General features: G+C 53.0%; 21 protein-coding genes and 3 tRNA genes. 14 read left to right on the top strand and 10 right to left on the bottom strand.

Annotation, left to right across the window (positions count from 1 at the left end):
* Nucleotides 1-103: 103 nt before the first annotated feature.
* The 3 genes from CPAR_RS10665 to CPAR_RS06990 all read right to left on the bottom strand — a co-directional run bounded on the left by CPAR_RS10665 (nucleotide 104) and on the right by CPAR_RS06990 (nucleotide 2,889).
* Nucleotides 104-1,714, bottom strand: coding sequence for a serine protease (locus tag CPAR_RS10665; protein ID WP_012502612.1), 1,611 nt, complete (start codon nucleotides 1,712-1,714; stop codon nucleotides 104-106).
* A gap of 558 nt (nucleotides 1,715-2,272) precedes the next feature.
* Nucleotides 2,273-2,533 (bottom strand): hypothetical protein, encoded by a 261-nt coding sequence (locus CPAR_RS11030; RefSeq protein ID WP_012502611.1) that lies wholly within the window; start codon nucleotides 2,531-2,533, stop codon nucleotides 2,273-2,275.
* Nucleotides 2,500-2,889, bottom strand: a complete 390-nt coding sequence (locus CPAR_RS06990; RefSeq protein ID WP_012502610.1) for a rhodanese-like domain-containing protein — start codon at nucleotides 2,887-2,889, stop codon at nucleotides 2,500-2,502. The genes CPAR_RS11030 and CPAR_RS06990 overlap by 34 nt, the downstream gene beginning before the upstream one ends.
* 359 nt (nucleotides 2,890-3,248) lie before the next feature.
* On the opposite strand from CPAR_RS06990, the gene CPAR_RS11025 reads away from it, so the two are divergent.
* Both CPAR_RS11025 and CPAR_RS06985 read left to right on the top strand, forming a co-directional pair.
* Nucleotides 3,249-3,407, top strand: a complete 159-nt coding sequence (locus CPAR_RS11025) for a hypothetical protein (protein ID WP_156773398.1) — start codon at nucleotides 3,249-3,251, stop codon at nucleotides 3,405-3,407.
* Between the two features lie 18 nt (nucleotides 3,408-3,425).
* A complete protein-coding gene (locus CPAR_RS06985; RefSeq protein WP_156773397.1) occupies nucleotides 3,426-3,677 on the top strand; it encodes a hypothetical protein in 252 nt (83 codons plus the stop codon).
* A 104-nt stretch (nucleotides 3,678-3,781) separates the two neighbouring features.
* Here the strand turns inward: CPAR_RS06985 and CPAR_RS06980 are convergent.
* Nucleotides 3,782-3,868: transfer RNA gene (locus tag CPAR_RS06980), tRNA-Ser, on the bottom strand.
* Between the two features lie 337 nt (nucleotides 3,869-4,205).
* Between CPAR_RS06980 and CPAR_RS06975 the strand changes: the two genes are divergently transcribed.
* Nucleotides 4,206-5,204, top strand: coding sequence for an ATP-grasp fold amidoligase family protein (locus CPAR_RS06975; RefSeq protein WP_012502609.1), 999 nt, complete (start codon nucleotides 4,206-4,208; stop codon nucleotides 5,202-5,204).
* Between the two features lie 165 nt (nucleotides 5,205-5,369).
* Here CPAR_RS06975 and CPAR_RS06970 read toward each other — a convergent pair.
* The 3 genes from CPAR_RS06970 to trpB form a co-directional block, all read right to left on the bottom strand.
* A tRNA-Gly gene (locus CPAR_RS06970) sits at nucleotides 5,370-5,445 on the bottom strand.
* Between the two features lie 208 nt (nucleotides 5,446-5,653).
* A tRNA-Gly gene (locus CPAR_RS06965) sits at nucleotides 5,654-5,729 on the bottom strand.
* Nucleotides 5,730-5,886: 157 nt separating this feature from the next.
* Nucleotides 5,887-7,089 carry a tryptophan synthase subunit beta gene (trpB, locus tag CPAR_RS06960; protein ID WP_012502608.1) on the bottom strand — a complete coding sequence of 401 codons (1,203 nt, stop codon included), beginning with the start codon at nucleotides 7,087-7,089 and terminating at the stop codon, nucleotides 5,887-5,889.
* Between the two features lie 239 nt (nucleotides 7,090-7,328).
* On the opposite strand from trpB, the gene CPAR_RS06955 reads away from it, so the two are divergent.
* On the top strand, nucleotides 7,329-9,980 hold the full coding sequence (locus CPAR_RS06955) for a putative LPS assembly protein LptD (protein ID WP_198002607.1): 2,652 nt from the start codon (nucleotides 7,329-7,331) through the stop codon (nucleotides 9,978-9,980).
* A 6-nt stretch (nucleotides 9,981-9,986) separates the two neighbouring features.
* Here the strand turns inward: CPAR_RS06955 and CPAR_RS06950 are convergent, their stop codons facing one another.
* A complete protein-coding gene (locus tag CPAR_RS06950) occupies nucleotides 9,987-10,850 on the bottom strand; it encodes an alpha/beta fold hydrolase (protein ID WP_041466312.1) in 864 nt (287 codons plus the stop codon).
* Nucleotides 10,851-10,994: 144 nt separating this feature from the next.
* On the opposite strand from CPAR_RS06950, the gene CPAR_RS06945 reads away from it, so the two are divergent.
* Both CPAR_RS06945 and uvrA read left to right on the top strand, forming a co-directional pair.
* Nucleotides 10,995-11,420 carry an Rrf2 family transcriptional regulator gene (locus tag CPAR_RS06945; RefSeq protein ID WP_012502605.1) on the top strand — a complete coding sequence of 142 codons (426 nt, stop codon included), beginning with the start codon at nucleotides 10,995-10,997 and terminating at the stop codon, nucleotides 11,418-11,420.
* A 110-nt stretch (nucleotides 11,421-11,530) separates the two neighbouring features.
* Nucleotides 11,531-14,398, top strand: a complete 2,868-nt coding sequence (uvrA, locus tag CPAR_RS06940) for an excinuclease ABC subunit UvrA (protein WP_012502604.1) — start codon at nucleotides 11,531-11,533, stop codon at nucleotides 14,396-14,398.
* Nucleotides 14,399-14,479: 81 nt separating this feature from the next.
* Here the strand turns inward: uvrA and CPAR_RS06935 are convergent, their stop codons facing one another.
* Nucleotides 14,480-14,791 (bottom strand): hypothetical protein, encoded by a 312-nt coding sequence (locus CPAR_RS06935; protein WP_012502603.1) that lies wholly within the window; start codon nucleotides 14,789-14,791, stop codon nucleotides 14,480-14,482.
* A 207-nt stretch (nucleotides 14,792-14,998) separates the two neighbouring features.
* Between CPAR_RS06935 and groES the strand changes: the two genes are divergently transcribed.
* Both groES and groL read left to right on the top strand, forming a co-directional pair.
* Nucleotides 14,999-15,286 carry a co-chaperone GroES gene (gene groES / locus CPAR_RS06930; protein WP_012502602.1) on the top strand — a complete coding sequence of 96 codons (288 nt, stop codon included), beginning with the start codon at nucleotides 14,999-15,001 and terminating at the stop codon, nucleotides 15,284-15,286.
* Nucleotides 15,287-15,336: 50 nt separating this feature from the next.
* A complete protein-coding gene (gene groL, locus CPAR_RS06925; RefSeq protein WP_012502601.1) occupies nucleotides 15,337-16,980 on the top strand; it encodes a chaperonin GroEL in 1,644 nt (547 codons plus the stop codon).
* An 80-nt stretch (nucleotides 16,981-17,060) separates the two neighbouring features.
* On the opposite strand, the gene CPAR_RS06920 is transcribed toward groL, so the two are convergent.
* Nucleotides 17,061-19,145, bottom strand: coding sequence for a GAF domain-containing protein (locus CPAR_RS06920; RefSeq protein ID WP_012502600.1), 2,085 nt, complete (start codon nucleotides 19,143-19,145; stop codon nucleotides 17,061-17,063).
* A gap of 288 nt (nucleotides 19,146-19,433) precedes the next feature.
* On the opposite strand from CPAR_RS06920, the gene queC reads away from it, so the two are divergent.
* The 6 genes from queC (at nucleotide 19,434) to CPAR_RS06890 (ending at nucleotide 23,506) form a co-directional block, all read left to right on the top strand.
* Complete coding sequence (gene queC, locus CPAR_RS06915) at nucleotides 19,434-20,117, top strand: 7-cyano-7-deazaguanine synthase QueC (protein WP_012502599.1); 684 nt, start codon at nucleotides 19,434-19,436, stop codon at nucleotides 20,115-20,117.
* A gap of 20 nt (nucleotides 20,118-20,137) precedes the next feature.
* Nucleotides 20,138-20,839, top strand: coding sequence for a CPBP family intramembrane glutamic endopeptidase (locus CPAR_RS06910; RefSeq protein ID WP_012502598.1), 702 nt, complete (start codon nucleotides 20,138-20,140; stop codon nucleotides 20,837-20,839).
* A complete protein-coding gene (trpA, locus tag CPAR_RS06905) occupies nucleotides 20,836-21,639 on the top strand; it encodes a tryptophan synthase subunit alpha (RefSeq protein WP_012502597.1) in 804 nt (267 codons plus the stop codon). Before CPAR_RS06910 ends, trpA begins: the two co-directional genes overlap by 4 nt.
* 56 nt (nucleotides 21,640-21,695) lie before the next feature.
* Entirely contained in the window at nucleotides 21,696-22,730 is a 1,035-nt protein-coding gene (locus CPAR_RS06900; protein WP_041466161.1) for a glycosyltransferase family 2 protein, read from the top strand.
* A 162-nt stretch (nucleotides 22,731-22,892) separates the two neighbouring features.
* Complete coding sequence (locus CPAR_RS06895) at nucleotides 22,893-23,198, top strand: hypothetical protein (RefSeq protein WP_041466160.1); 306 nt, start codon at nucleotides 22,893-22,895, stop codon at nucleotides 23,196-23,198.
* Nucleotides 23,199-23,275: 77 nt separating this feature from the next.
* Nucleotides 23,276-23,506, top strand: coding sequence for a hypothetical protein (locus CPAR_RS06890; protein WP_012502594.1), 231 nt, complete (start codon nucleotides 23,276-23,278; stop codon nucleotides 23,504-23,506).
* Nucleotide 23,507: the final 1 nt, after the last annotated feature.

Raw genomic sequence — 23,507 nt, 5'->3', positions numbered from 1 at the left:
GTTCCGGGAGGTAAATCCGGAACACCCTCTTTTTTTGTTGCTTGCGCGACCTTGAGGGGCGATGATTTTGCTTCGTGAAAAAAGCTGTTTGAGTTGGTAGTTTTCAGAGGAGGTAATTCTTGAGATAATCCTTTGCCACTCCAGAGTCGATATTTTTCAGCCGACGGTATACGTCCATAGCTACGACACGATTTTTTTTGGTTGCGTAATGTCTGCCTAAACCGACCAGTGCTTTAACATTGTTCGGGTCGCATCGCAATGCCTGTTTGAAGGCCTCTAAAGCTTTGTCGCTTTGATGGTTCTTCGTATATGCATCCCCGAGGGCTTGCCATGCTGTTGAATCGTTCAGATTTATTTCTGTCGACTGAATGTAGGTATTGATGCTTTCATCCACACGTCCTGTCAGACGATAGGTTTCGGCCAGGTTGTTTCGTGCGGTATCATAATTTGGATTGATTTGCAGTGCATGCCTGAAGGCATCGATCGATTGGTCGACATTGCCGTTATCCCTGTAGGCTAAGCCAAGGTTATTCCATATAACAGAGTTGTTGCCATTAATACTGATGGCTTTTGTGAAGGCTTGGATGGCTTCTTTCGGACTTCCGTTTGCTTGCAGCGATATTCCGAGGTTGACCCATGCTGAGAGATAATCAGGCTTGATTTGTACTGCCTGCTGGAAAGATTCTGTAGCCATATCAAGGTCGCCTTTTTTTAGGTACAGTATCCCTATGTTTTGCCATGCTGCAGCATTGTTCTGGTTCGTGAGGATCGATTTTTTATAGGCCTCGATGGCTTCGAGTTTCATCCCTGCAACGACATAAGCAAAACCAAGGTCATTCCATGCTTTAGAGTTATCCGGTTTGATCTGCACCGCATTTTGAAACGCACTGATGGCGTTTTGTGCATTTTGAATGCGGTTGTAGGCAATACCTAAGCAGTACCAGGCATCACAGTTTTTTGGCTGGGTCTTGGTCCACAGGGTACAATGCCTGATCATGCCTGACCAATCCTTGTTTTTTTCATAAGCGGCAGCTTTGTTAAGCCACTCGGAGCATTGCCTCGTCTTTTTCGCATGGCTTAGTTGTGGCTTGGAGGCTTCAAGCACCCATTCGACCGGAACGGCGAAATTGAGGCTTTTGCCGCTGACCATGTAAAACGTGGGGAGTCCTACCAAACGACCTTCTTCATCGAACAAACCTCCACCGCTTGAACCGGGAGATATCGGAGTTGTCGTCTGAATATAGTTTCCGCCATCGACAGTCCTGAATCCTGAAACAATTCCGTCGGAAAGTGTTTTTTCAAAGCCTTCCGGTGCTCCTATTGCATAGACCTTTTCTCCCACCTTGAGCTGGCTGGCATTGCCTATAACGGCACCTGGTGCGTTCAGCCCCTCGACGTCCAGCAGGCATATATCACGCTTTGGATCGGAGTGGGTTGCTTTGGCTTCGAACTCTTTTCCGTTAAAGAGAACCGTGATTTTATTTGCCCTGTTGACAACATGAAAATTGGTTGCGACCTTGCCGTCAGGCATGACAACGCCACTGCCAAGTTGTTGCTTGATACCTTTGTTATCGTAATTGTAGACAACGACGATGCTTTGGGATGCTTGCGCAAAGATCTCGCTTGCCGATTTGGCATAAAGCAGTCCTGGAAAGGCTTGGCTTGCTGACACCATCACAAGCAGGATAAGTGCTCTAAGAAGATGCTGGATCATTGCCGTTTGCTTTAATGGTTTTGCCGCAATACAAGAAGCGCAATCAGCTTACGAAGGTCGGTATTTTCAATTGATATACATGCTCTTGTCGTAATACGGGGCCCTTCGCTGATAGGCTTCTTATACATTTTAAGCAAATATAGTATAAGTGATTTTATGATGTTTACAAAACGGGAATCACTGTGACATATACTTGTAACACAATACATAAGAATATTTTAACGGGTATTTGTATATATATATTATAAATTCTGTTACTTTTTTTGATGTCTCAGTGTATACTGGGGTATATGGTTGTATAGGAGGCTTGTGCAGGGGTAATGAGCCGTAAGTTCTTTGATATAAGTTCTTTGATATAAGAAGTGATACGCTTTAGGGCGCGAATTGCCACAGTCTGGAAATGTTTATGATAGCTGCGTGGGGGAAATCGCAAAAAACGAAGAAAAATTTTTCCCGATGAGCTTCAATTCAACCGTTCAAAGGGATTTTTCAGCGGGACGATTGTCGCCGGAGGGGAGTCTGTTTTCTGGTTTCAAGGTAGGGTAAGGTCCTGTGAGATCAAGCGGAGCCGTGCGTTATGTGGCGGTTAAAATTCGGATTCTCACCTAACTGAAGCAGGTGGGGAGTGTGATGACAAAACAAGCTGGTGAGCTTCAGCCGCGTTTTAATCTGAGTGTTGAAGTGTCTATAGACAATGACCTCAAAAAAAGAATTGCTCACGTCAAGCTCGGCCACGGCAAAAGAGGGGCGCAGAGGCGGGTCATAGAAAATGCTTACTTCGTCAGTTATGATTTCCGGCGAAACATCTTCGTAATCCATGCGAATGGGCTCTGTGAGGGCTTTTTCTTTACCGGCAGCCCTTCGCGTTCCCAGCGGATGAGGCCGCTCTGCATATTGTGCACTTTTTTATGACCCTGGTTTGCCAGCATTTTCGAGGCCATCCCGCTTCGGCTACCGCTGTGGCAGGCAATAATGACCTTGCGTCCAGTTGGGATTTCATGAAGCTGGCTCTGGAACTTGCTCATCGGCACCGACATGAACTCTTCCACATCGAACGCCTTTCGGTCAATTTCACGGTTTTCCCGGACATCGACCAGCAAAGCCCCTTTTCTGATCATGGAGAGCGCTTCTGACGGGGCGATATTTTTGACATTGTTCCTGTTTGCCTTGGCCATAATGTAACTGCTTGGATTGAATGTTTGGTGAGGCTCGCGTTTTGACAGTACGGTTTCGTTTATGGGCAGAGATATTACAAAATATCGGCGGGAAGAGCAATGCCGGAGTTTCGGTTCAGAGCAATGCATCTGGCCGGAAGACAGGGGGCAGTGCTTCAGGGGCGTGAAGTTGATTTCTCTGTTTTCTATCCTGTCAGGGCGCTTGGTTACAAGTGGCTTTGTGCGTTGTTGATCGATTGACTTGTACAGTCGCTAAAAACACGAAGTCCCCCTGAATCATTCAGCAAAGCGAGTGAATCATGAGAATTCTGTTGAGTAGATGGTAGGAGCATTCGGGAGATCATACCGGGACAGATTTGGTGGCACTCGAGAAAAAGCTCCAGGCAGTCAACTCGGTAGATACGGCAGGCAAGCGCAGCTGCAAAGATTTCTGCGTTCGCGATGTTGCTCGTTCGATTTCGGCAGCACCGGTCTATTTCGAGCCAGTCAATATTCAAACTGGCGACAAGTCGGTCTAGTCGTTGATCGATGGGGGCGTGTTCGCCAATAACCCGGCGATGTGCGCCTGTGTTGAAGCGTTCAAGATGAATCCGACGATCAGGATCAATGAGTTGCAGGTTCTCTCGATCGGTACGGGCGCCATCCTGGATTCATACCACTACTCTGAAGCCAATAGCGCGATGGATTTCGCATTGGAAAAAAATGGATGCTTTACAGCGGGCCGCTATGATAATTTTACTGTACCGAAGCAGTTTGACAGCTTTGCAGAACTGGTTCTCTCGATTTGAGGGGGGCTTGCTATGGCGGTGAAGGGGGCGATTGCCCTGCTGGATACGAAGAACCCCGTTTGAGGCTGACGATTGGTTCGCCTTAAACGGGGTCATCTGTTTTGCGGAGAGGGTGGGATTCGAACCCACGGTACACTTGCGCGCACAACGGTTTTCGAGACCGCCCGATTCAACCACTCTCGCACCTCTCCGTGTGATAAATCAGGGACTGTGAATATAGGAAACCAGGGCAGATTAATCAAAGGAAATCTCTATCGGTTTCGCAGGACGGGCGGATAGACATTTTCTGGAATTCCACACGTGAAAGCATGCGCTTGGACGAAAAGGCTGATTATGTCAAGCATGCTCTTTTTGGCTCTGAGATATCTATGGTTTGCAGGTCGTGTTCACTCTTGTTGTTCCGCTGTTGGGATTGATGTATAACTGTTTTTATCCGATGAGAATAGCTATTTTTTTATCTGATTTTCTGCTTCCGTACTACATTGGTTTTACTCTCTTTGTCTTTCTGCTGAAGCTGAAGAATTCGGAATGTCAAAAAGTAAAGAAATGGATATACTGGCATTAAAGCTCTTTTCGCTGGTGATTAACACGTACCTGCGTATTCGTTACTCGCGCTATTATCGGCGCTTCAGAAGAGTGGTCGGTTATCATCCGAATGTTGCAATACCTGAGCGCTACCACGAAAAAATGTTGTGGAGAAAGATGTTCGATAAAAATCCGGAATTCAGAGTTTTTTGTGACAAGCTTGCGTCAAAAGCATATACCGAGAGCAAGTGCCCATCGTTGAAAATTCCGTTGACGCTATGGCAAACAGGCAGTGTCGATGATATTGAGAAGATGCCGCTTTCAGAAAACATGGTGATAAAGGCAAACCATGGTTCAGGATATAACTATTTTCCGTCAGGTGCTCAGGGTGATCAGGAGGAGTTGAAAGGTATGGCTTCGCAGTGGCTTGGGAAAGAGTATGGTCGGCGCGAGCATGAATGGGGGTATTACGGAGTTGAACGGAAGATTTTTGCTGAGAAGCTTCTTCCCAATTCGCCTGATGATCATTTTGTCGATATGGGAATAAGGTGCGCGAATGGTAAGCCGATTTTGCTTTCAGTCACTACCAATACGAAAAGACCCGATCAACGGATAGGGTATTTCGATCTGGATGGTAACCGGGTATATACCCCGGAATTACCTCGCGGAGCTATAAAAGGGCTTGATCATAACTTCGAATTGCCGCTAACATCAAGAGAGGCCATTCGCTTTGCGGAAATTCTGAGCGTTGGGGTTGATTATGCGCGCTTTGACTTCATGATCAGCCAATCGCAGGTGTATGCAGGTGAAATCACTGTCTATCCGGCAGCAGGCATGAGCAGGGCCAGCATAGAGAACCAGATCGGCCCGGATACCATTTGTAACGAGCATTGGGATCTTAGGGATAGCTGGTTTTTACGGAGCAGGCAGTCTGGGTGGAAGGCGCTCTATGCAAAGTTGTTAAGAAATTACTTGAACCGAAAGGCAATGCTTGCTGCATAAATATCCCGTTCGTTTGCCGGGGTTGGATAGGAATAATTGGGGCGTCGAGTATCGTAAAATTGTCCTTGCTATCGCCGAATGTTGTTTTTGAGCGGTAATGCCTGCAGCGGCGTGTTTCTGATTAAAACCAAAAAAAGCCTCCGGTGTTCGGAGGCTTTTTCTCTTTGGAGCGGGAAACGAGACTCGAACTCGCGACCCCAACCTTGGCAAGGTTGTGCTCTACCAGCTGAGCTATTCCCGCTTGAGAGGCCTAATTATAGGGAAAATTCTTTTTGTGTGCAACAGGTAGGTGAATTTTTTGCCAGCGTCCATTGGGGGGTGGCAAGTGATTTGCGAATGGCTGTTTAGTTGCGTTCTGTGACGGTTGCCAGGCGGGGCTGAGCGTGGTATTGAAGTCGAGGGGGATAGAAGTAAAAAAGCCTCCGGTGTTCGAAGGCTTTTTATCTCTTTGGAGCGGGAAACGAGACTCGAACTCGCGACCCCAACCTTGGCAAGGTTGTGCTCTACCAGCTGAGCTATTCCCGCGTCTGGTTAAGTGTGCTTAATGTAGGAAAAAGTCCAATTTCGCGCAACAGGATTGTGAAGATTTTTTGTCTTGCAAGATTCTCGCTCTTCTGTTGTCGGCTGATTCCGGGCAGCCGCAAGGGCTGCCCCTACAAGCATGAATTGCCGTGATTCAGTTTTACAGCTTCAGCTCATCCATGATGGTGCCCATATCCTTGTCACCCCTTCCGGAGAGATTCACCACGATGATCGACTCTTTCGGCATTTCGGCGGCTCGTTTCATGGCGTAGTGCACGGCGTGGGCCGATTCGAGGGCGCAGATGATTCCTTCGGTTTTGGCCAGTGCGTCGAGTGCTGCAAGAGCTTCTTTGTCCGTTGTTGAGGTGTAGCTGACCAGCCCAAGCCTCTGCAGGTAGCAATGCTCCGGGCCGACGCCTGGGTAGTCCAGACCGGCGGAGATCGAGTGCGCCTCCTGCACCTGGCCGTGCTCGTCCTGCAAGAGCTTCATCATTGCGCCGTGCAACACGCCGATTTCGCCCTTGGAGAGCGAAGCGGCGTGCCTGCCTTCGAGTCCCTCTCCGGCGGCTTCCACGCCGATCAGTTCGACCTCTTTGGCATCCGGCAGGAACTCGTAGAACATGCCGATGGCATTGCTACCGCCGCCAACGCAGGCCACAATTACATCAGGCAGACGTCCTGCTTGTTCAACAACCTGCCGACGGGTTTCGCGGCCGATGACCGACTGGAAGTCGCGCACCATCATCGGATACGGGTGCATTCCGATAACCGAACCGACGATGTAGAAGGTATCTTCGGGATTGTTCATCCAGTCGCGGATCGCTTCGCTGGTGGCGTCCTTGAGCGTTCTGCTCCCCGCAGTGACCGGGCGAACCTCCGTGCCGAGCAACTTCATCCGCGCGACGTTCGGAGCCTGGCGGCGGATGTCCTCTTCACCCATATAGACGATGCAGTCGAGACCAAAGAGCGCGCAGACGGTGGCCGTCGCCACGCCGTGCTGGCCCGCGCCGGTTTCAGCGATGATGCGCTTTTTGCCCATGCGTTTGGCGAGCAGCACCTGTCCGAGTGCGTTGTTGATTTTGTGCGCGCCGGTGTGGCAGAGGTCTTCGCGCTTCAGCCAGATCTGGGCGCCGCCCTGCCTTTCGCTGAGCCGCGCGGCGTGGTAGAGTGGGGTCGGGCGGCCAACGTAATGGCGAAGCAGGTTGTCGAATGTCTGGCGGAACTCCGGATCATCTTTCGCCTTGAGGTACTCCTCTTCGAGATCGGCGGCGTTTTTGACCAGCGTTTCGGGAATGAATTTGCCCCCGAACGTGCCGAAATGGCCGAATTCGTCGGGTGCGTTGTAGGTGACCTTCTGCGTCATAGAGCGTAGCGAAGTTTTTTGAGAATCGTTCTCTGAATGCGGCGTTGCCGCGGATGACGATGCCTGAATAGTTTGATGTTCTGAAACGTGCCCTTAATATAGAAAGCTTTGCCTCATATATCCATACGGCAAGATGTTCAGTCCGGTTTCGGGCCTCTGATAAAGGCCAAAGGTTTCCTATATTCCGTTTCTGTTCGATGAGTTTTAATCCCTGCTCGTAAATCCAGGAAGATTCGCCCGTGAAACTTGCCAGATCACTGAAACTTCTGATGCTGTTATTGGCCGTCCAGGCGGCTGACGGGCTTACGCCACTGCGTGCGGACGAGCCAGAGCGGAAGCCGGGAGATATCGACTCGACGGTGGTCTATACGGCGCGTGACTCGCTGTCGTATAACTTCGACCAGCGCACCATCGAGCTGTTTGGCAAGGCGAAAGTCGAGTACAAGGACATTCGCATCGAAGGTCCCACCATTACGGTCGAGCAATCGAAGAGCACCGCGTACACCAGCGCGTCGAGTGCTGCGTCCGGCCAGCCTCGTGAACTTCCGAAGTTTACCGACAAGGATGGCTCGTTCAACGCCGAGACGATGTCGTACAACTACAAAACCCGCTACGGTTCGGCATCGGCGGTGACGTCGAACGAGGAACTCGGCATTTTTTCCGGCAAGCAAATCGAACGGATGCCCTCCGGCGAACTGCATATCGAGGATGGAACGTACACTACCTGCGACCTCGAAGAGCCGCACTACTGGTTCTGGGGGAAGCACATGACGATCATTCCGGGCGACAGGCTCATCTCCCGGCCGTTCATCATGTACATCCATCCGGAAATTTTCAACAAACGGCTGCCGGTGATTCCGATCATTCCGCTGCCCTACATGTCGGTGCCGATTTCCAACAAACGCGCCTCGGGCTTCCTGTTCCCGAGGATCGGGCGCAGTTCCGGGCAAGGTATTTACCTGTCGAATCTCGGTTACTTCTGGGCAATCAACGATTACCTCGATCTCCGCGTAGATAGCGATGTGTCGTTTAATGGAAGCTGGCGGCTCGGCGAGCGTTTCCGGTACAAAAAAGGTGAATTGTTCAGCGGCAGGATCGAAGGTGAGTACGCGCGAATCGTGCGCAATGATCCCGGTGATCCGGACTATGCCCGTTACATCAAGCGCAATCTGCGTATCAAGCACCATCAGGTATTCGACCCGACAGCCAGGCTCGATGTCAACCTGCACTATCTGGACGGCAATCGCTACTACGATATCAATTCGATCGATTCCGAGTCGATCGTTACCCGGCAGGCAACCTCCTACGCTTCGTTCTCAAAGAGCTGGGATGAAGGGAACCGCTCTCTCATTCTGGGATACCAGCGGGTCGATGATCTGACCGATTCCGATTTGACCCAGAAGGCTTCGGCTTCGCTTTATCAGGAGCGGATCTATCCCTTCCGAACGAGGCTTTCGGCGCCGCTGTCCGATTGGCGTTCCCGTTTTTCCATTCAGCCGAGCCTGTCTTTCAGCGGGGAGTTTGTCGATGATGCGAACGGTACGAACGACCTCTATATCGGCAATGCCGGGCTGGAGGTGAACTACCAGCAGGAGTTCGCTCCCGGCTATCGCGCGATGTTCACTCAGGGGGTGACCGTTCAGGGGCAGCACAAGGTCATGACGGCGCAAGATGACCTGAGTGGCACGAGGGTTCAGTTGCCCTTTACGATTCACTCCACGCTGTTCAAATATCTGAACCTGACGCCATCGCTGACCTTTACCCATTACCGGGTCAACAGTACGTTGCAGTATGACAGTGGCAGTCAGTCGCTTGTTACCGTCAACGAGCCGGACGAGTATTCGACCACGGTCTTCTCTGTCGATGCCCAGACCCGTCTGTATGGCGTGCTCAACACTCCGCCGCTGGAAAAGCTGGTGGGCCTGAAGGCGTTGCGACATACCTTTATCCCGACGCTCACGTTCACGTATAACCCGAATTATCGGGGCGATGAGTACGACTATTACCGCTCCTATTACGATCCGGTTGCGCAGTCGATGGTGAGCTACAACCGGTTCGCTCAGTCGCTCTACTCCGAGGTGCCGGAAGAGCAGACGTATGTGGGCCTCAATCTCCAGAACCTCATTCACGGCAAGTTCCGCAACAACGACGGAAGCTATCGGACGGCGCAGCTCCTGTCACTGACGGCTTCGTCCGGCTACAATTTTGCGGCTGATGAAATGCCGCTTTCACCGCTGGTCGTGACGGCTTCCAGCAACGCCTTTTCGCCAGCCCTGCTTTTCAGCGCGGGGGCTACCTACGATTTCTACAGCTTCGATCCTGTGACGGGTGAGCGGGTGGATAAGCTGGCCATGGACGATGGCAAGGGGCTGTTGCGTTTCGTCAATGGATTCCTCAACATGAGCGTGAGTTTCAGCGGTCACCTGCGTTCGGAGTACAAGGCCGTCGATGGCAATCAGGAGGGGGAGTCGCTGGTGAAACAGAGTGAGTCACCGATCCAGCGTGCCATTTTCAGGGAGCGGTTCACGGACGACCAGCTTGTTGATTTCAAGTCGTCGCTGCCGTGGTCGCTGCGCATGTCGCTTTATCTTGTGAGCGATAAAACCGATCCCCTCGACCCGAGTACCACCGCTTTGCTTAATACGGCCACAAAAGTATCGCTTTCCCGAAACTGGCAGGTGGGCCTCAATACCGGCTTCGATCTCGGTAACGGCAAGTTCGTCTACCCGGCCCTGATGGTCTGGCGCGATCTGCACGATTTTCAGTTCAGCGCGCAGTGGGTGCCTTCAGGGGAGTATGAGGGCTACCTCTTGCAGATAGCCATGAAGCCTGCCCAGCTCAAGTACCTCAAGGTGCAGGCCACCAGCGGCAATACCACATCAGGCTTGTAGCATAGCTCACTCCAGACGCCCGAGAATGTGGGCGAGGCGTGCGTTGAAGGTTTCGTGCGCGTCGTGGTGGATGCAGTGACCCGCTTTCGGAATGATGTAGGCGCCTGCCTGCGGAAGCAACTCCTGGAATTCCGGAATGATTTTGTGCGGTGGCAGCGCGGTATCTTCCGCGCCCCACATCAGCCAGGCATCGCCCTTGTAGTTGCAGGGCTTGATGCCCTCGAGCATGAAGTCGTGCGGTCGTTTCGACGGCGACAGGTACGAAAACATTGCGCCTCGATCCGGAAGTGGGCGTGAAAACTGGTTGATCAGGTTCAGATCGACCTTTTTCTGGTTGTAGTAGGTCGGGGTGAGGCTCTGGCTGACGCCGACCGGGTTTGCGAACGCCGCGAAAAGCATTTCGCCGATCAGCGGTGAGCCGACCAGTCCGAAGAAAGCTTTGGCCATGCCGTCCATGCTGTCTCCATACAGGCCGGAGGGGTTGGCCAGAATCAGCCCGCGAACCCTTTCCGGATTCAGATGCGCATAGATGACGCTGCCCGCCCCGCCCATCGAGTGACCCACCAGAATGATTTTGTCGAGCTTTTTCAGGTGCATGAACGCCTTGATCTGGGCAGCGAACAGTTCCAGGCAGTACCGTACGTTGGGCTTGGTGGACTGGCCGAAACCGATCAGGTCCATCGCGTAGATTCTGTACCTGTCCGAAAACGCCGGAATGTTGTCGTTCCAGTGCTCGATCATGCCGCCATAACCGTGAACGAACAGCAATGGCGTGTGGGGTGAGTCAGCCGGGCCGTACTCCCGATAGCGGATTTTTGCTTCGTCTTTGTCCGAGAATTGCCAGATGAACCAGCGGTCTTTCGATGCCATTGTTGTGCCGAATTGGGGCAGGGAGCCCATTGAAGACTTTTGAAGGCAAGATATAGCGGTTCCGGCAAGAATTAAAAGCGGATCGGGGAATTTCCTGAAACAGGTGTTGGTTTATCCTGTTTTACAAAACATCCTATTTCGCTTATGCTGCAAGTATCCAGAAAATTCGAGTACGGCCTGCACGCCGTTTCCTACCTTGCTATGAAAGGCCCCGAACGACCCGTGACGGTCAAGGAGCTGGCTTCCGAAATCGGTTTTTCCCAAGTGTTTCTCGCCAAGGCGATGCAGAGTCTCAACAAGGCAGGCATCACCCGCTCGGTGCAGGGCGTCAAAGGCGGCTACACGCTTGCCAGACCTGCCGAACAGATTACCGTGGCAGACATCGGCGTGGCCATCGAAGGCGAACCACACCTCATGCGCTGCTCCCAGGAGAACTGCGACTGTGAAATTGAATCCACCTGTTCTCACAAAGCCTACATGTTCAACCTTCAGAAAAGAATCCAGCAACTGCTCGCAGAAACGACTGTTGCGTCGCTTCTTCATAATTATCATGCCCCTGTTTCGGGTTGATGCAAGGCATATCTGTTCCGGGAACGGAGATTGTTTTGTTTATTGTTCTGTCGTCACGCGGCTTTCCTCGTTGAAACGTCTGGAATTTTGTCAGTCAGAGCACTCATTGCATGTCATCCACTCAGAACCGTACCGAATCAAATACATCCATCGCAAGCACGGAGAATGGAGCTGAAACAAGGCTTCCCGACATCGTGCTTCGCGGCGTTTCGACGCATAACCTCAAGCATGTCACCGTTCGTATTCCCCGCAACCGGTTTGTCGTTCTGACCGGCTTGAGCGGTTCTGGCAAGTCGAGCCTGGCGTTCGATACGCTCTATGCCGAAGGCCATCGGCGCTACGTCGAGTCGCTTTCGGCCTACGTGCGGCAGTTTCTCGAACGGATGCCCAAGCCTGAGATCGAGAGCGTCGAGGGAATCGCGCCAGCTATCGCCATCGAGCAGAAGGCGATTCCGAAGAATCCCCGTTCGACGGTCGGCACCGTCTCTGAAATCTACGACTACCTGCGACTGCTTTATGCGCGAATCGGCAAGATCTATTCGCGCGACACCGGCGAGCTGGTGCTGAAGCACACGCCTGAGGATGTGAGTTTGCAGGCGCGGTTCTTCGAGGATCGTACGCGCTTTTATGTGGGCTATCCTTTTCCCAGCCATCACGACCTCAAGCATCACGATCGTACCGTGGCTGAGGAGCTGAAGAATCTTTTGAAGAAGGGCTTTTTCAGGCTGCTCAAGGATGAGACCGTACTCGATATTTCGGATGAGAAGGTTCGCGCCGGGGTGGAAAAGCTCAAGCGCGATGAACTGTCGAATCTGCTGGTGCTGGTTGACCGGTTTGCCGCCAAAAAGGATGAGAAAGTTTACAGCCGTGTCGCACAGGCTGCCGAGACCTGCTTTGCCGAGTCGGATGGCCACGCCATCATTCGCGTCGCCGGAGGCAAGGAGTACCGCTTCAGCGACCGGCTGGAGCTGAACGGCGTGGTTTATCAGGAGCCGTCGCCGCAGCTCTTCGCGTTCAACTCGCCCATCGGGGCGTGCACGGCATGTCAAGGGTTCGGTCGGATCGCGGGCATCGATGAGGATGCGGTCATTCCCGACAAATCGCTGAGCCTGAAGGAGGGCGCGATTTCGTGCTGGAACTCCGAGAAGTATTCGTGGTATCGCAAGCAGTTGCTGAACATTGCGCCCGAAGTGGGCATTCCTGTCGATGTGCCGTACGAAAAGCTCAGCCGCGTGCATCGCGAGATGGTCTGGAAGGGCATTCCGGAGCGGAGTTTCAAGGGCGTGCGCCCATTTTTCGAGGAGATCGAAAAGGATGCAGGCTACAAGGTGCATTACCGGGTGTTCCTGAGTCGCTACCGGGGCTACGCCACCTGTCCGGAGTGCGAGGGAGCGCGGCTCAATCCCGACGCCTTGCAGGTACGGGTCTCCGGCAGGAACATCGGCGAAGTCGTGCGTATGACCATCGCCGATGCGCAGGAGTTTTTCCAGGGGCTCGACATTTCGCCTTTCGACCGCTCGGTGGCCGACTCGGTGCTGCGCGAGATCAACAAGCGGCTCGGCTACCTGATGGATGTCGGGCTTGACTACCTCACGCTCGACCGGCTGACGCACACCCTCTCCGGCGGCGAGTTCCAGCGCATCAACCTTTCGACCTCGCTCGGCTCACCGCTGGTGGGCGCAATCTACATTCTCGACGAGCCGAGCATCGGCCTGCACCAGAGCGACTCGGCGCGGCTCGTGGCGCTGCTCAAGCGGCTGCGCGACCTCGGCAACACGGTGGTGGTGGTCGAGCACGACCGCGAAATCATCGAGGCTGCCGACGAGGTGATCGACCTCGGCCCGCGCGCCGGACGGCTCGGGGGCGAGGTGGTGTTCCACGGCCCGCCGTCGGCGATGGCAGGGGCGACGGGATCGCTGACTGCCGATTATCTCAGTGATCGCAAAAAGATCGCTGTGCCTGCCGAGCGGCGCACGCCGGACTTTTCGCGCTGCATTGAAATCACCGGCGCGATGCAGAACAACCTGCGCAACATTGACGTTCGATTCCCGCTCGGCGTCATGACCTGCATCACCGGCGTGAGCGGCTCGGGCAAATCGACGCTCGTGAACGACATCCTCAAGCTCGGTATCATCCGTGAAAAAGAGGGTTCGCGCGAGAAGGTTGGCACGCACCGGGCCATCAAGGGCGTCGAGCTGATCGAGAAGGTCGAGCATGTCGATCAGTCGCCCATCGGCAAATCGAGCCGCAGCAATCCGGCCACCTACCTCAAGATTTTCGACGACATCCGTCAGCTCTTCGCCTCGACCCGCGAGAGCAAGTCACGCGGCTGGAAGCCTGGCTACTTCTCGTTCAACATCCCCGGCGGGCGCTGCGAAACCTGCGCGGGCGAAGGTACGGTCAAGATCGAGATGCAGTTTCTGGCCGACATCGAGGCGGTGTGCGAAGAGTGCGAGGGCAAACGCTATAAATCCTCGACGCTGGAGGTGAAGTACAACGGTCTGTCGATCGACGAGGTGCTTGATCTGACCGTCGAGGAGGCGATCACCTTTTTCAGGTCGGAAAAGTCGATTCAGAAGAAGCTCAAAGTGTTGCAGGATGTGGGGCTTGAATACATCCGCCTCGGCCAGTCATCCAGCACGCTTTCCGGCGGCGAGGCGCAGCGACTGAAGCTCGCGCACTTTATCTCACGCTCCGACGTGAGCAACACGCTCTTCATCTTTGACGAGCCTACCACCGGCCTCCACTTCGACGACATCGACAAGCTGGTGCGCTGCTTCGAGGAGCTGATGGCGCGCGGCAACACACTGGTCATCATCGAGCACAATCCCGACATCATCAAACAGGCTGATTGGATCATCGACCTCGGCCCCGGCGCAGGTGTGCGTGGTGGCGAGGTGGTCGCCGTCGGTACACCCGAAGAGATTCGTGATTGCGAAGCTTCCCTGACGGGCAGGCATTTGAAGGGGTACGTGTAGCAGCAGGTCAACGAAAAACCTGAGAAACAGCAAGGGCAAGAGAACCGTTTCTGCCCTCGCTGTTTCTGAACGTTTGAATCCTCACAAATTCATCTTCAGTGGATCGTCCTCAAGTGCGCCGCCGTGCAGGCGGATATGGGGGTAGTGCGTCTCGGAGGTGCGTTCCGTCCACGCCTCGCCGCCATCTTCGACAATCGATTCGTTTTTCTCTACCGACAGGCGATTTGAGGCGAGTGCTACAATTTCAGAGAGGATTTCATGATTGGCCTTGTCGGCCTCGGTCGCGACGTCATCCCTGATTTTCGAAGAGAGGCTGTCCAGCTTTTCAAGCGCGACTTTGCCGATGGTGCCGAGCATTTCAGAATCTTGTTTGTTGCGGTCGTCCGGAGTCATAACTAATGGGTTCGATTTGCAGGCTTTTGCTGTATTTCGTGATGAAAAAGTATTTGCGGTCTGAAAATCTTTTTTTATAATGGATTCAGCTTTTAGCACTCTCGTTAGGTGAGTGCTAAACAGTGGCCCGAACCAGAAGTTCGGGGAAAATCTGACTTGAAAAGAAGTACAGACGATTCAATATAAACTCAAACGAGAAAGAAGACAATGAACTTGAAACCATTAGCTGATCGAGTTATTGTTAAGCCCGCACCGGCTGAGGAAAAAACCAAGGGTGGTCTCTACATCCCCGATACCGGTAAGGAAAAGCCTCAGTATGGCGAGGTTGTCGCCGTTGGCGAAGGCAAAGTGGCAGACAACGGCCAGCTTGTCCAGATGCAGGTCAAAGTCGGAGACAAAGTCCTGTATGGCAAATACTCCGGCACCGAAGTTCAGGTCGAAGCTGAGGATTACCTCATCATGCGTGAGTCTGACATTTTTGCGATTCTTGGCTGATCAATTCACCGTACAGTATTTACTAAATCCTAAAGGAGGAACGCTTTACAATGGCTGCTAAAGATATTCTCTTTGATTCCGACGCACGCGCCAAACTCAAGGTCGGCGTCGATAAACTCGCCAACGCCGTGAAAGTCACGCTTGGCCCAGCCGGTCGCAACGTGTTGATCGACAAAAAATTCGGTGCTCCCACCTCCACCAAAGACGGTGTGACCGTCGCCAAGGAGATCGAGCTCGAAGATGCATTCGAGAACATGGGCGCACAGATGGTTCGCGAAGTGGCTTCCAAGACCAGCGACGTTGCTGGTGACGGTACCACCACCGCTACCGTGCTTGCCCAGGCCATCTACCGTGAGGGTCTGAAGAACGTCGCCGCTGGCGCACGTCCGATCGACCTGAAGCGTGGCATCGACCGCGCCGTGAAGGAGGTTGTCGCTGAGCTTCGCAGCATCAGCCGCAACATCTCCGGCAAGAAAGAGATCGCCCAGGTCGGCACCATTTCGGCCAACAACGATCCTGAAATCGGTGAGCTGATCGCCGAGGCGATGGACAAAGTCGGTAAGGACGGCGTCATCACTGTCGAAGAGGCCAAGGGCATGGACACCGAGCTGAAGGTTGTCGAAGGTATGCAGTTTGATCGCGGCTACCTCTCTCCCTACTTTGTGACCAATCCCGAGACCATGGAAGCCGAGCTCGAAGAGGCTCTCATCCTGATCTACGACAAGAAGATCAGCAACATGAAAGAGCTGCTTCCGATTCTCGAAAAATCTGCCCAGTCCGGTCGTCCGTTGCTCATTATCGCCGAGGACATCGAGGGCGAGGCGCTGGCCACCATCGTGGTCAACAAGCTCCGTGGCACTCTGAAAGTCGCTGCCGTCAAGGCTCCGGGCTTCGGTGACCGCCGCAAGGCCATGCTCGAAGATATCGCCATCCTCACCGGTGGTACCGTTATCTCCGAAGAGAAGGGCTACAAACTTGAGAATGCTACCATGGCCTATCTCGGTCAGGCTTCCCGCGTCAACATCGACAAGGACAATACCACCATCGTCGAAGGCAAAGGCAAGCAGGAAGAGATCACGGCCCGCATCAACGAGATCAAAGGCCAGATCGAGAAATCGACCTCCGATTACGACACCGAGAAGCTCCAGGAACGCCTGGCCAAGCTCTCCGGCGGTGTTGCCGTGCTGAACATCGGCGCATCGACCGAAGTCGAGATGAAAGAGAAGAAAGCTCGCGTCGAAGATGCTCTGCACGCAACCCGTGCAGCGGTTCAGGAAGGTATCGTCGCAGGTGGCGGCGTCGCTCTGATCCGTGCCATCAAAGGCCTGGAGCGCGCAACTGCTGACAACGACGACCAGAAGACCGGTATCGACATCATTCGTCGCGCACTCGAAGAGCCGCTCCGCCAGATCGTTGCCAATACCGGCACGACCGATGGCGCTGTGGTGCTTGAGAAAGTCCGCAGCGGTGAAGGCGATTACGGCTTCAACGCCCGTACCGAAGAGTACGAAAACCTGGTGGACGCCGGTGTGGTCGATCCGACCAAGGTGACCCGTAGCGCGCTCGAGAACGCCGCTTCGGTTGCCAGCATCCTCCTCACCACTGAGGCTGCCATCACCGATCTTCCGGAAGACAAAGCTGACATGCCGGCAATGCCTCCGGGCGGCATGGGTGGCATGGGCGGTATGTACTGATCCCCCGATTGCTCATAGCAACAAAAAAAGGCCTGCGAAAGCGGGCCTTTTTTTGTTGCGTATTGTGGTTGTTGGGGGGCTCAGCTCAGCATCGCTTTTATCGTGGCGGTGAATTCTCGCATCTTAAACGGTTTGCTGATGAAACGCTCGTTTTCAGCAAGCTCATTAAGGTTTGTCAGATCCTTTGAGAAGCCCGACATGAAAATCGTTTTCAGGTGAGGTAATATGGAGATAAGTTTTTTTGAAAGTTCTTGTCCGCTCATCTCTGGCATGACTACATCAGTTAGCAGCAGATCGACTCTTGTCTCTGAGTTTGTTACGATGTTGATTGCCTCTTGTGCTGAAGTTGTAGAAAGAACACGGTAGTTGTTTTTCTCAAGCACTGTTTTAACAATGTAAAGAATGGTCCCATTATCATCGACTACGAGTATCGTTTGCTTATCATCAGGACTAGCGACATCTTTCGGGGTTATCTTTTTGTCTGGCTCGATTTTGTTTTCGACAACGGGCAGATAAATTGTAAAGCGGCTTCCATTGCCTGGATTGCTTTGGCAGTTAAGATAGCCCTTGTTCTGCTTTACAATACCATAAACGGTTGATAGTCCCAATCCAGAGCCTTTTCCGACGTCTTTGGTGGTGAAAAAAGGGTCGAAAATTTGGGACATTACTTTTTCGTCCATTCCGCAGCCTGTGTCGATTACTGAAATCATGGCAAATAATCCAGGTGTCTGGCAAGGATGATCGGAATAGCAATCGGAGGGTTTAACCCTGACGGTGGCTGTTTCTATCCTGACGGTACCAGTGTCGGTAATGGCGTCGCGTGCGTTTTCGCACAGGCTTATCATTATCTGATCGAGCTGTAAGGGATCAATCAGAATCTTTGCGTCATGACTGTCGGGGTGCCACTCCAGATTCAGTTGCTCCCCGATTAGCTTCCTCAGGTAGGGTAGCTTGGTGAGAAGCGTCGCATCGAGTTCCAGAATTTTGGGGTGGATCGTTTGTTTGCGTGCAAATGCCAGCAATTGCTGTATCAGGTTAGCCGCTTTTACTGTTGAATTTTTAATATGCTGAAGGTTTTCGGTGATCGTGCCCTTCGGAGATACCTGTTCAAGAACTATTTCAGTGTGCCCTAGGATAACGGCAAGCCCATTGTTGATGTCATGGGCAATGCCTCCGGCAAGCCGGCCGATCGAATCCATATTCTGTGTATGCTGAATGGCTTTCAGCATTTTTTGTTCTGACTCTTCGGCATGTTTTCTTGCGATGATGTCCCAGGCTACTCCAGTAAGCATGCTTACCAGTGTGCTGTCTTTTTCATCGTAATCGGTCGGTTTGTTGGCGAGCTCAAGTGTTGCCATGAGCTTGTCGTTGCGAATGATTGGCACGATCAGCTCGCGTTTTGCTTCTTGATGGCTGGCGATATTGCTGTTACAATGCTTGATCGAAGCATGATCGTTGTTGATCACAACTTTTTTTTGTGAGATCACATCTGCCAATAATTCGGGATCGATTTCAATGGGGGGCTTGGCATGCCCGCAGTTATCTGTTTTTGCAAGAGTCGAACAGGCGTGCCGAAAAATCTTATGGTCTTCCGAAATGAAATTGAAAAAGCCAAGTGTGCTGCCTGTCAGACGTTCTGCCTCATTGATCGTAAAGTTAAGCAGCTCTTCGGTCGAAGCGTGTTCAGCCAGTTCAAGCAGTTGGTGCCGGAATTTTGTCAGTGCCTCAAAGTATTGACGTTCGCCGTTTTCCTGCATGATGAAGTGGAGCACGGTTTTAGCTTGTAGCTTCGTTGTGCCGAAACTTACCTCCACATACTGAAGCATGCCGTTAGCGCAGCGGTGCATAGATGCAAAACGGCCGCGTTCCTGTGTCGCCAACTCCAGCAACCATGACTTGTTTCGCGTCCATGAAGGCGCATCGATTTCATTGATGTTTTTTGACTTGAGCTGTTCGATGGGCCATCCGTAAAACTCTGTAGCTGCTTGGTTAGCATCGATGATGTGCCCGGATTCAGCATCGATCAGCAGCATCACGGCAGAATGGTTTTCGAATGCCTTTAAAAAAAATGTTTCGCTTTGTGGAGTCACGGTCGAAGAGCTGTCACTCGTTTCTGCTTGTTGGGTGCTTTTTTCAGCATTACAGTTGAGCTTATCCTTGGGCATGGCGAGTGTTATTTTTCAAAACATTTAAGTTCAAAAATAACATGAAAAAATGAAGATTGAGAGTATTATTGCATAGATATTGGTTTTTTTTGAAAAACGTATGGTCGAAAATTGAATTTTCCTTGAGCTGTTAAAGAAACGATCGGAAGTTGAAGTAAAGTGATATGAGTGATGGTACAGCACACTTCAGGGGTGTGTCAGTAGGCTTCTCATTACATCTTTTTTATTTATGTCTCAGATTGCTTAAAATTACAACCAATTATTTATTCGTCATTACGACCTGAATTTATGAAAGCAGTGCTTCTGGTCAGCGGTGGGATGGACAGCCTCGTGGCGACCGCTCTGGCACATCATCACGGGTTTGAGCTTGCGGCGATGCATGTCAATTACGGGCAGCGTACGTGGCAGAAAGAGCTGGAGTGCTTCCGTCAGATCTGTGACCATTATGGCATCGAAAAGCGCCTTGAGATCGATGCCGGATTTCTCGGCGCAATCGGCGGCTCTTCGCTGACCGACGCAGCCATTCCGGTTGGCCCGGCTGATCTTGCCGGCACCGATATTCCCACCAGTTACGTGCCCTTCCGCAATGCCAATTTCCTCTCAATGGCCGTGAGCTGGTCGGAGGTGATTGGCGCGAATCGCATCTACATCGGCGCGGTCGAGGAGGATTCGTCCGGCTATCCTGATTGCCGCAAAGTCTTTTACGACGCCTTCAACCAGGTGATCGAGCACGGTACGCGGCCCGAAACCAGCATTGAAATCGTCACGCCGCTGATCGACATGAGCAAGGCCGAGATCGTCAAACGAGGTATGGAGCTCGACGCGCCGTTTCACTTTAGCTGGTCGTGCTACAAAAGCGAGGGCAAGGCGTGCGGCGTGTGCGACAGTTGCGCCCGGCGGCTGCGGGCGTTCGCATCGGTCGGTATCGCCGATCCGGTCGAGTACGAAGTCCGGCCCGATTATCTGCAATAACAAAGAAATTCTGAAGTTTCATGGAAAAGGCTTATTCCAATCCCTCCGAATCCGCATCGCTGAACGTGCGCTTCAAGCTCGCCTTCGGGCTGACGGCCCTGATCTGGATCACCGGCCTGGTCGGTCATTTCACCCCGCTCAAAGAGTGGCCCGCGCTGGCGCTCTACGTCATCGGCGGCATCGGCGTGGTCGTCTGGCGCGGCGTGAGCAAGGGGGAGTGGGCCGGGATGTATCTGGCGGGCGGCGATCTGAAGAAGTCGCTCAAGTGGGGTGGCATCGCGGGCGGAATCCTTTTCGTAATGGACATCGTCAACACGGTGATCTACTACTCGAAGGGCGCCCCGCCGATGGTGGACATGCTCGGCATTCTGGTTAACATGAACTTCCTTTTCCTCTTCCCGATTCTGGTGCTGGCCGAGGAGTTTCTGTGGCGCGGGCTGATGCTTTCATCGATGGTCGAGAAAGGTTTCAATCCTCACCTGAGCGTGTTCGTGACAGCGATGTGTTATGTGCTGAATCATTACGCCGTCGCGCCGGTCGGCATGTACGAACGCGGGCTGATGGCGATGATGGCTTTTCCGATTGGCATCCTCGGCGGTTATATTGTGCTCAAATCGAAAAACGTGTGGGGTAGCGTGCTGGTGCACATGATTACCATGTTCTCAATGGTGCTCGATATTTTTGTTATCCCAAATCTTGTGCCCTCATTATTTCATCTATGAAAGAGAATCGTATTACCCGGCTGATGAAGCAGGACAAGAAGCTTCTGCTGGCCTACTATATGCCTGAATTTCCCGTGCCGGGCGCGACCCTGCCGGTGCTCGAAGCGCTGCAGGAAAACGGGGCGGACATCATCGAACTCGGTATGCCGTATTCCGATCCGATCGGTGACGGGCCGGTGATTCAGGATGCGGCGCACAAGGCAATCAGCCACGGCGTGACCGTGCGGAGCATCCTCGATCTGGTCAAGCAGGCGCGCGCTGGCGAAGGGTGTAAGAAGATCACCACGCCGATTCTGCTCATGGGGTACAGCAATCCGCTCATCGCCTACGGTGGCGATTGTTTCATGGCCGATGCGGTCGAGGCTGGTGTCGATGGCCTGCTGATTCCCGACCTGCCGCCCGAGGAGTCGGAGGATTTCCTCGAACGTGCTCGGAGCTTCGGTCTGACGGTGGTTTACCTCATTTCACCGGTAACGCCACCCGACCGGATCGAGCTGATCGACTGCATGTCCACAGATTTTTCGTACTGTCTGGCGGTCAATGCCACCACCGGTACGGGCAAGCTCGACACTGCCGGTATGGACGAGCAGATCGCCGAGTACCTGAAACGTGTGCGCAAACATGCCAAGAAAAAGTTCGTGGTCGGTTTTGGCATCAAGGATCGCGAGCGCGTGCGCAAAATGTGGGAGCTGGCCGACGGTGCGGTGGTCGGTTCGGCGCTGTTGCAGCAGGTGGCTTCGGCGAAAACGCCCGAGGAGACCGCTGCCATGGCTGCCGAGTTCTGGCAATCACTGCGCTGACTCCGATGATGGAGCCCCGGCAAGTGGGGCTCCATCAAGCCCAACCTTACCTGATCATGAGCACGCCGAGCACACAGTCCCCGATGGTGACGGTCATCATTCCGCATCTGAAAAACTGGCTGATGCTCGAATCCTGCCTCGACGCTCTCCAGACAAGCACTTTTCAGGACTTCTCCATCATTGTTGTTGATAACGGTGGCAAGAAGTCCGACCTTTCCGGACTTGAAACCGATTATCCCGACGTCACCGTGCTTCGCTTGGTCGCTAACGCTGGGTATGCCGGCGGCTGCAATGAGGGGCTGAAGCACGCTGATTCGCCGTACGTGCTTTTTCTGAACGACGATGCTGTCGTCGAGTCCGATGCGCTCGGCCATCTGGTCGAAACCGCCGAGCGCGATCCGATGATCGGCGCGCTGCAACCGAAGATTCTTTCGCTGCCGGAGCGACGGAAGGGTAGGCGGGTGTTTGACTATGCCGGTGCGGCTGGCGGGCTGATCGATCGGCTGGGCTACCCTTACTGCCTTGGTCGGAATTTCCGTGAGCGGGAGGAAGATCACGGGCAGTATGACCAGTCCCGCGAAATTTTCTGGGCTTCGGGCGTAGCGCTGTTTGCTCGTTGCGATGTGTTCGAAAAGCTTGGTGGATTCGAGGCCGGTTTTTTCATGCACATGGAGGAGATCGATCTCTGCTGGCGCATGAAGTTGCAGGGCTACACGGTGCGCTCCGTACCGCAGGCTGTCGTTTGGCACGAAGGTGGCGCATCGCTTGCCGAAGGTTCGCCGCTGAAGGTCTATTACAACCACCGGAACGCCATGCTTATGTTGCTCCGCAACCGGAGCGCAACGCCGCTCATGCTGTCGCTTCCGTTGCGCCTGGCGCTCGAAGTGGTGTCGATGCTCTTCTATCTCACCGGCGGAAAAGAGGGGATAAAACGAGCCTCCCAAGTGGTACGGGCAGCTGCCGCTACACTGCGCCGATTGCCGGAAACACTTCAGCAGCGCCAGCTGATCCAGCGCATGAGAACTGTTACCGACAGCGAGCTGTTCCGTGACTCGCCGTTTTCGATCTTTCTTCCGAAACGCTCCCGTTAGCTTCATTTCTTTTCTATCCAATCCTCTCTTTTTCTTTTAAAGCATCGTCATTTTTTCGCTGAACTGTTTGCAGAAACGAAACGCGACGAAATGCTATGTTCGTACCGGATGCTCGAACATAGCGCTCAAACTATCCCCTCTTTCAAACCGATCATAATCAACATGAAACTCAAGGCATTGAGATACGGTGAGTTTTTCCAGGGCAAGATCAGCATGTACAATCACAAACGCCCCGTATTTATCAAATTCCTCGAATGCATCGAAAAAGAGACGCAGGAGTGGCTGGTCGATTTCTATCCCAGAAACGGCCTGACGCCTGGAACGGTGCTGGCGATCGATCACCCTGAAGAGAATGTTTTGTGCGAAATCCTCGGCAGAAAAAGCTCCGGTCGGTTTGTGCGTCTGCTGAACCCGGAAGTCGACCTCAAAGAGGTGTGGGCACAAAGTGAACTTGCACTTGCCGACTGATGGTTTCGTCAGGATTCTGATACGACTGGAACGGAAAGTCTTCGATATGCAAACCGTTGAAATCACGGAGGGGGGCCATGCTCCAAGAATCAATTGAATCGATAAGGCGTCAGGTGCTCACCCAATTGCACACCGCCCGGAAAGAGGGGCGAACTCCGGAATCGATTAAAACCGCGCCACATACCTACCACCATTTTCTGGTCGCCTTCATGCACCAGCTTAAAACCTCATCCAGCGGCGTTGAGCTTTTTGGTATTCCGCTGGTCATTGCTCATGATGTCGATGAAATAGCCGTGAGCCTAAGCTGAT

Source organism: Chlorobaculum parvum NCIB 8327, assembly GCF_000020505.1.
GTDB lineage: Bacteria > Bacteroidota > Chlorobiia > Chlorobiales > Chlorobiaceae > Chlorobaculum > Chlorobaculum parvum_A.
This window is presented reverse-complemented; position numbering and strand designations above follow the sequence as displayed.

Coding starts and splice junctions, on each gene's coding strand:
- CPAR_RS10665 (WP_012502612.1), bottom strand. CDS start 1,714: ATGATCCAGCATCTTCTTAGAGCACTTATCCTGCTTGTGATGGTGTCA.
- CPAR_RS11030 (WP_012502611.1), bottom strand. CDS start 2,533: ATGGATTACGAAGATGTTTCGCCGGAAATCATAACTGACGAAGTAAGC.
- CPAR_RS06990 (WP_012502610.1), bottom strand. CDS start 2,889: ATGGCCAAGGCAAACAGGAACAATGTCAAAAATATCGCCCCGTCAGAA.
- CPAR_RS06975 (WP_012502609.1), top strand. CDS start 4,206: ATGTCAAAAAGTAAAGAAATGGATATACTGGCATTAAAGCTCTTTTCG.
- trpB (WP_012502608.1), bottom strand. CDS start 7,089: ATGACGCAGAAGGTCACCTACAACGCACCCGACGAATTCGGCCATTTC.
- CPAR_RS06950 (WP_041466312.1), bottom strand. CDS start 10,850: ATGGCATCGAAAGACCGCTGGTTCATCTGGCAATTCTCGGACAAAGAC.
- CPAR_RS06945 (WP_012502605.1), top strand. CDS start 10,995: ATGCTGCAAGTATCCAGAAAATTCGAGTACGGCCTGCACGCCGTTTCC.
- uvrA (WP_012502604.1), top strand. CDS start 11,531: ATGTCATCCACTCAGAACCGTACCGAATCAAATACATCCATCGCAAGC.
- CPAR_RS06935 (WP_012502603.1), bottom strand. CDS start 14,791: ATGACTCCGGACGACCGCAACAAACAAGATTCTGAAATGCTCGGCACC.
- groES (WP_012502602.1), top strand. CDS start 14,999: ATGAACTTGAAACCATTAGCTGATCGAGTTATTGTTAAGCCCGCACCG.
- groL (WP_012502601.1), top strand. CDS start 15,337: ATGGCTGCTAAAGATATTCTCTTTGATTCCGACGCACGCGCCAAACTC.
- CPAR_RS06920 (WP_012502600.1), bottom strand. CDS start 19,145: ATGCCCAAGGATAAGCTCAACTGTAATGCTGAAAAAAGCACCCAACAA.
- queC (WP_012502599.1), top strand. CDS start 19,434: ATGAAAGCAGTGCTTCTGGTCAGCGGTGGGATGGACAGCCTCGTGGCG.
- CPAR_RS06910 (WP_012502598.1), top strand. CDS start 20,138: ATGGAAAAGGCTTATTCCAATCCCTCCGAATCCGCATCGCTGAACGTG.
- trpA (WP_012502597.1), top strand. CDS start 20,836: ATGAAAGAGAATCGTATTACCCGGCTGATGAAGCAGGACAAGAAGCTT.
- CPAR_RS06900 (WP_041466161.1), top strand. CDS start 21,696: ATGAGCACGCCGAGCACACAGTCCCCGATGGTGACGGTCATCATTCCG.
- CPAR_RS06895 (WP_041466160.1), top strand. CDS start 22,893: ATGAAACTCAAGGCATTGAGATACGGTGAGTTTTTCCAGGGCAAGATC.
- CPAR_RS06890 (WP_012502594.1), top strand. CDS start 23,276: ATGCTCCAAGAATCAATTGAATCGATAAGGCGTCAGGTGCTCACCCAA.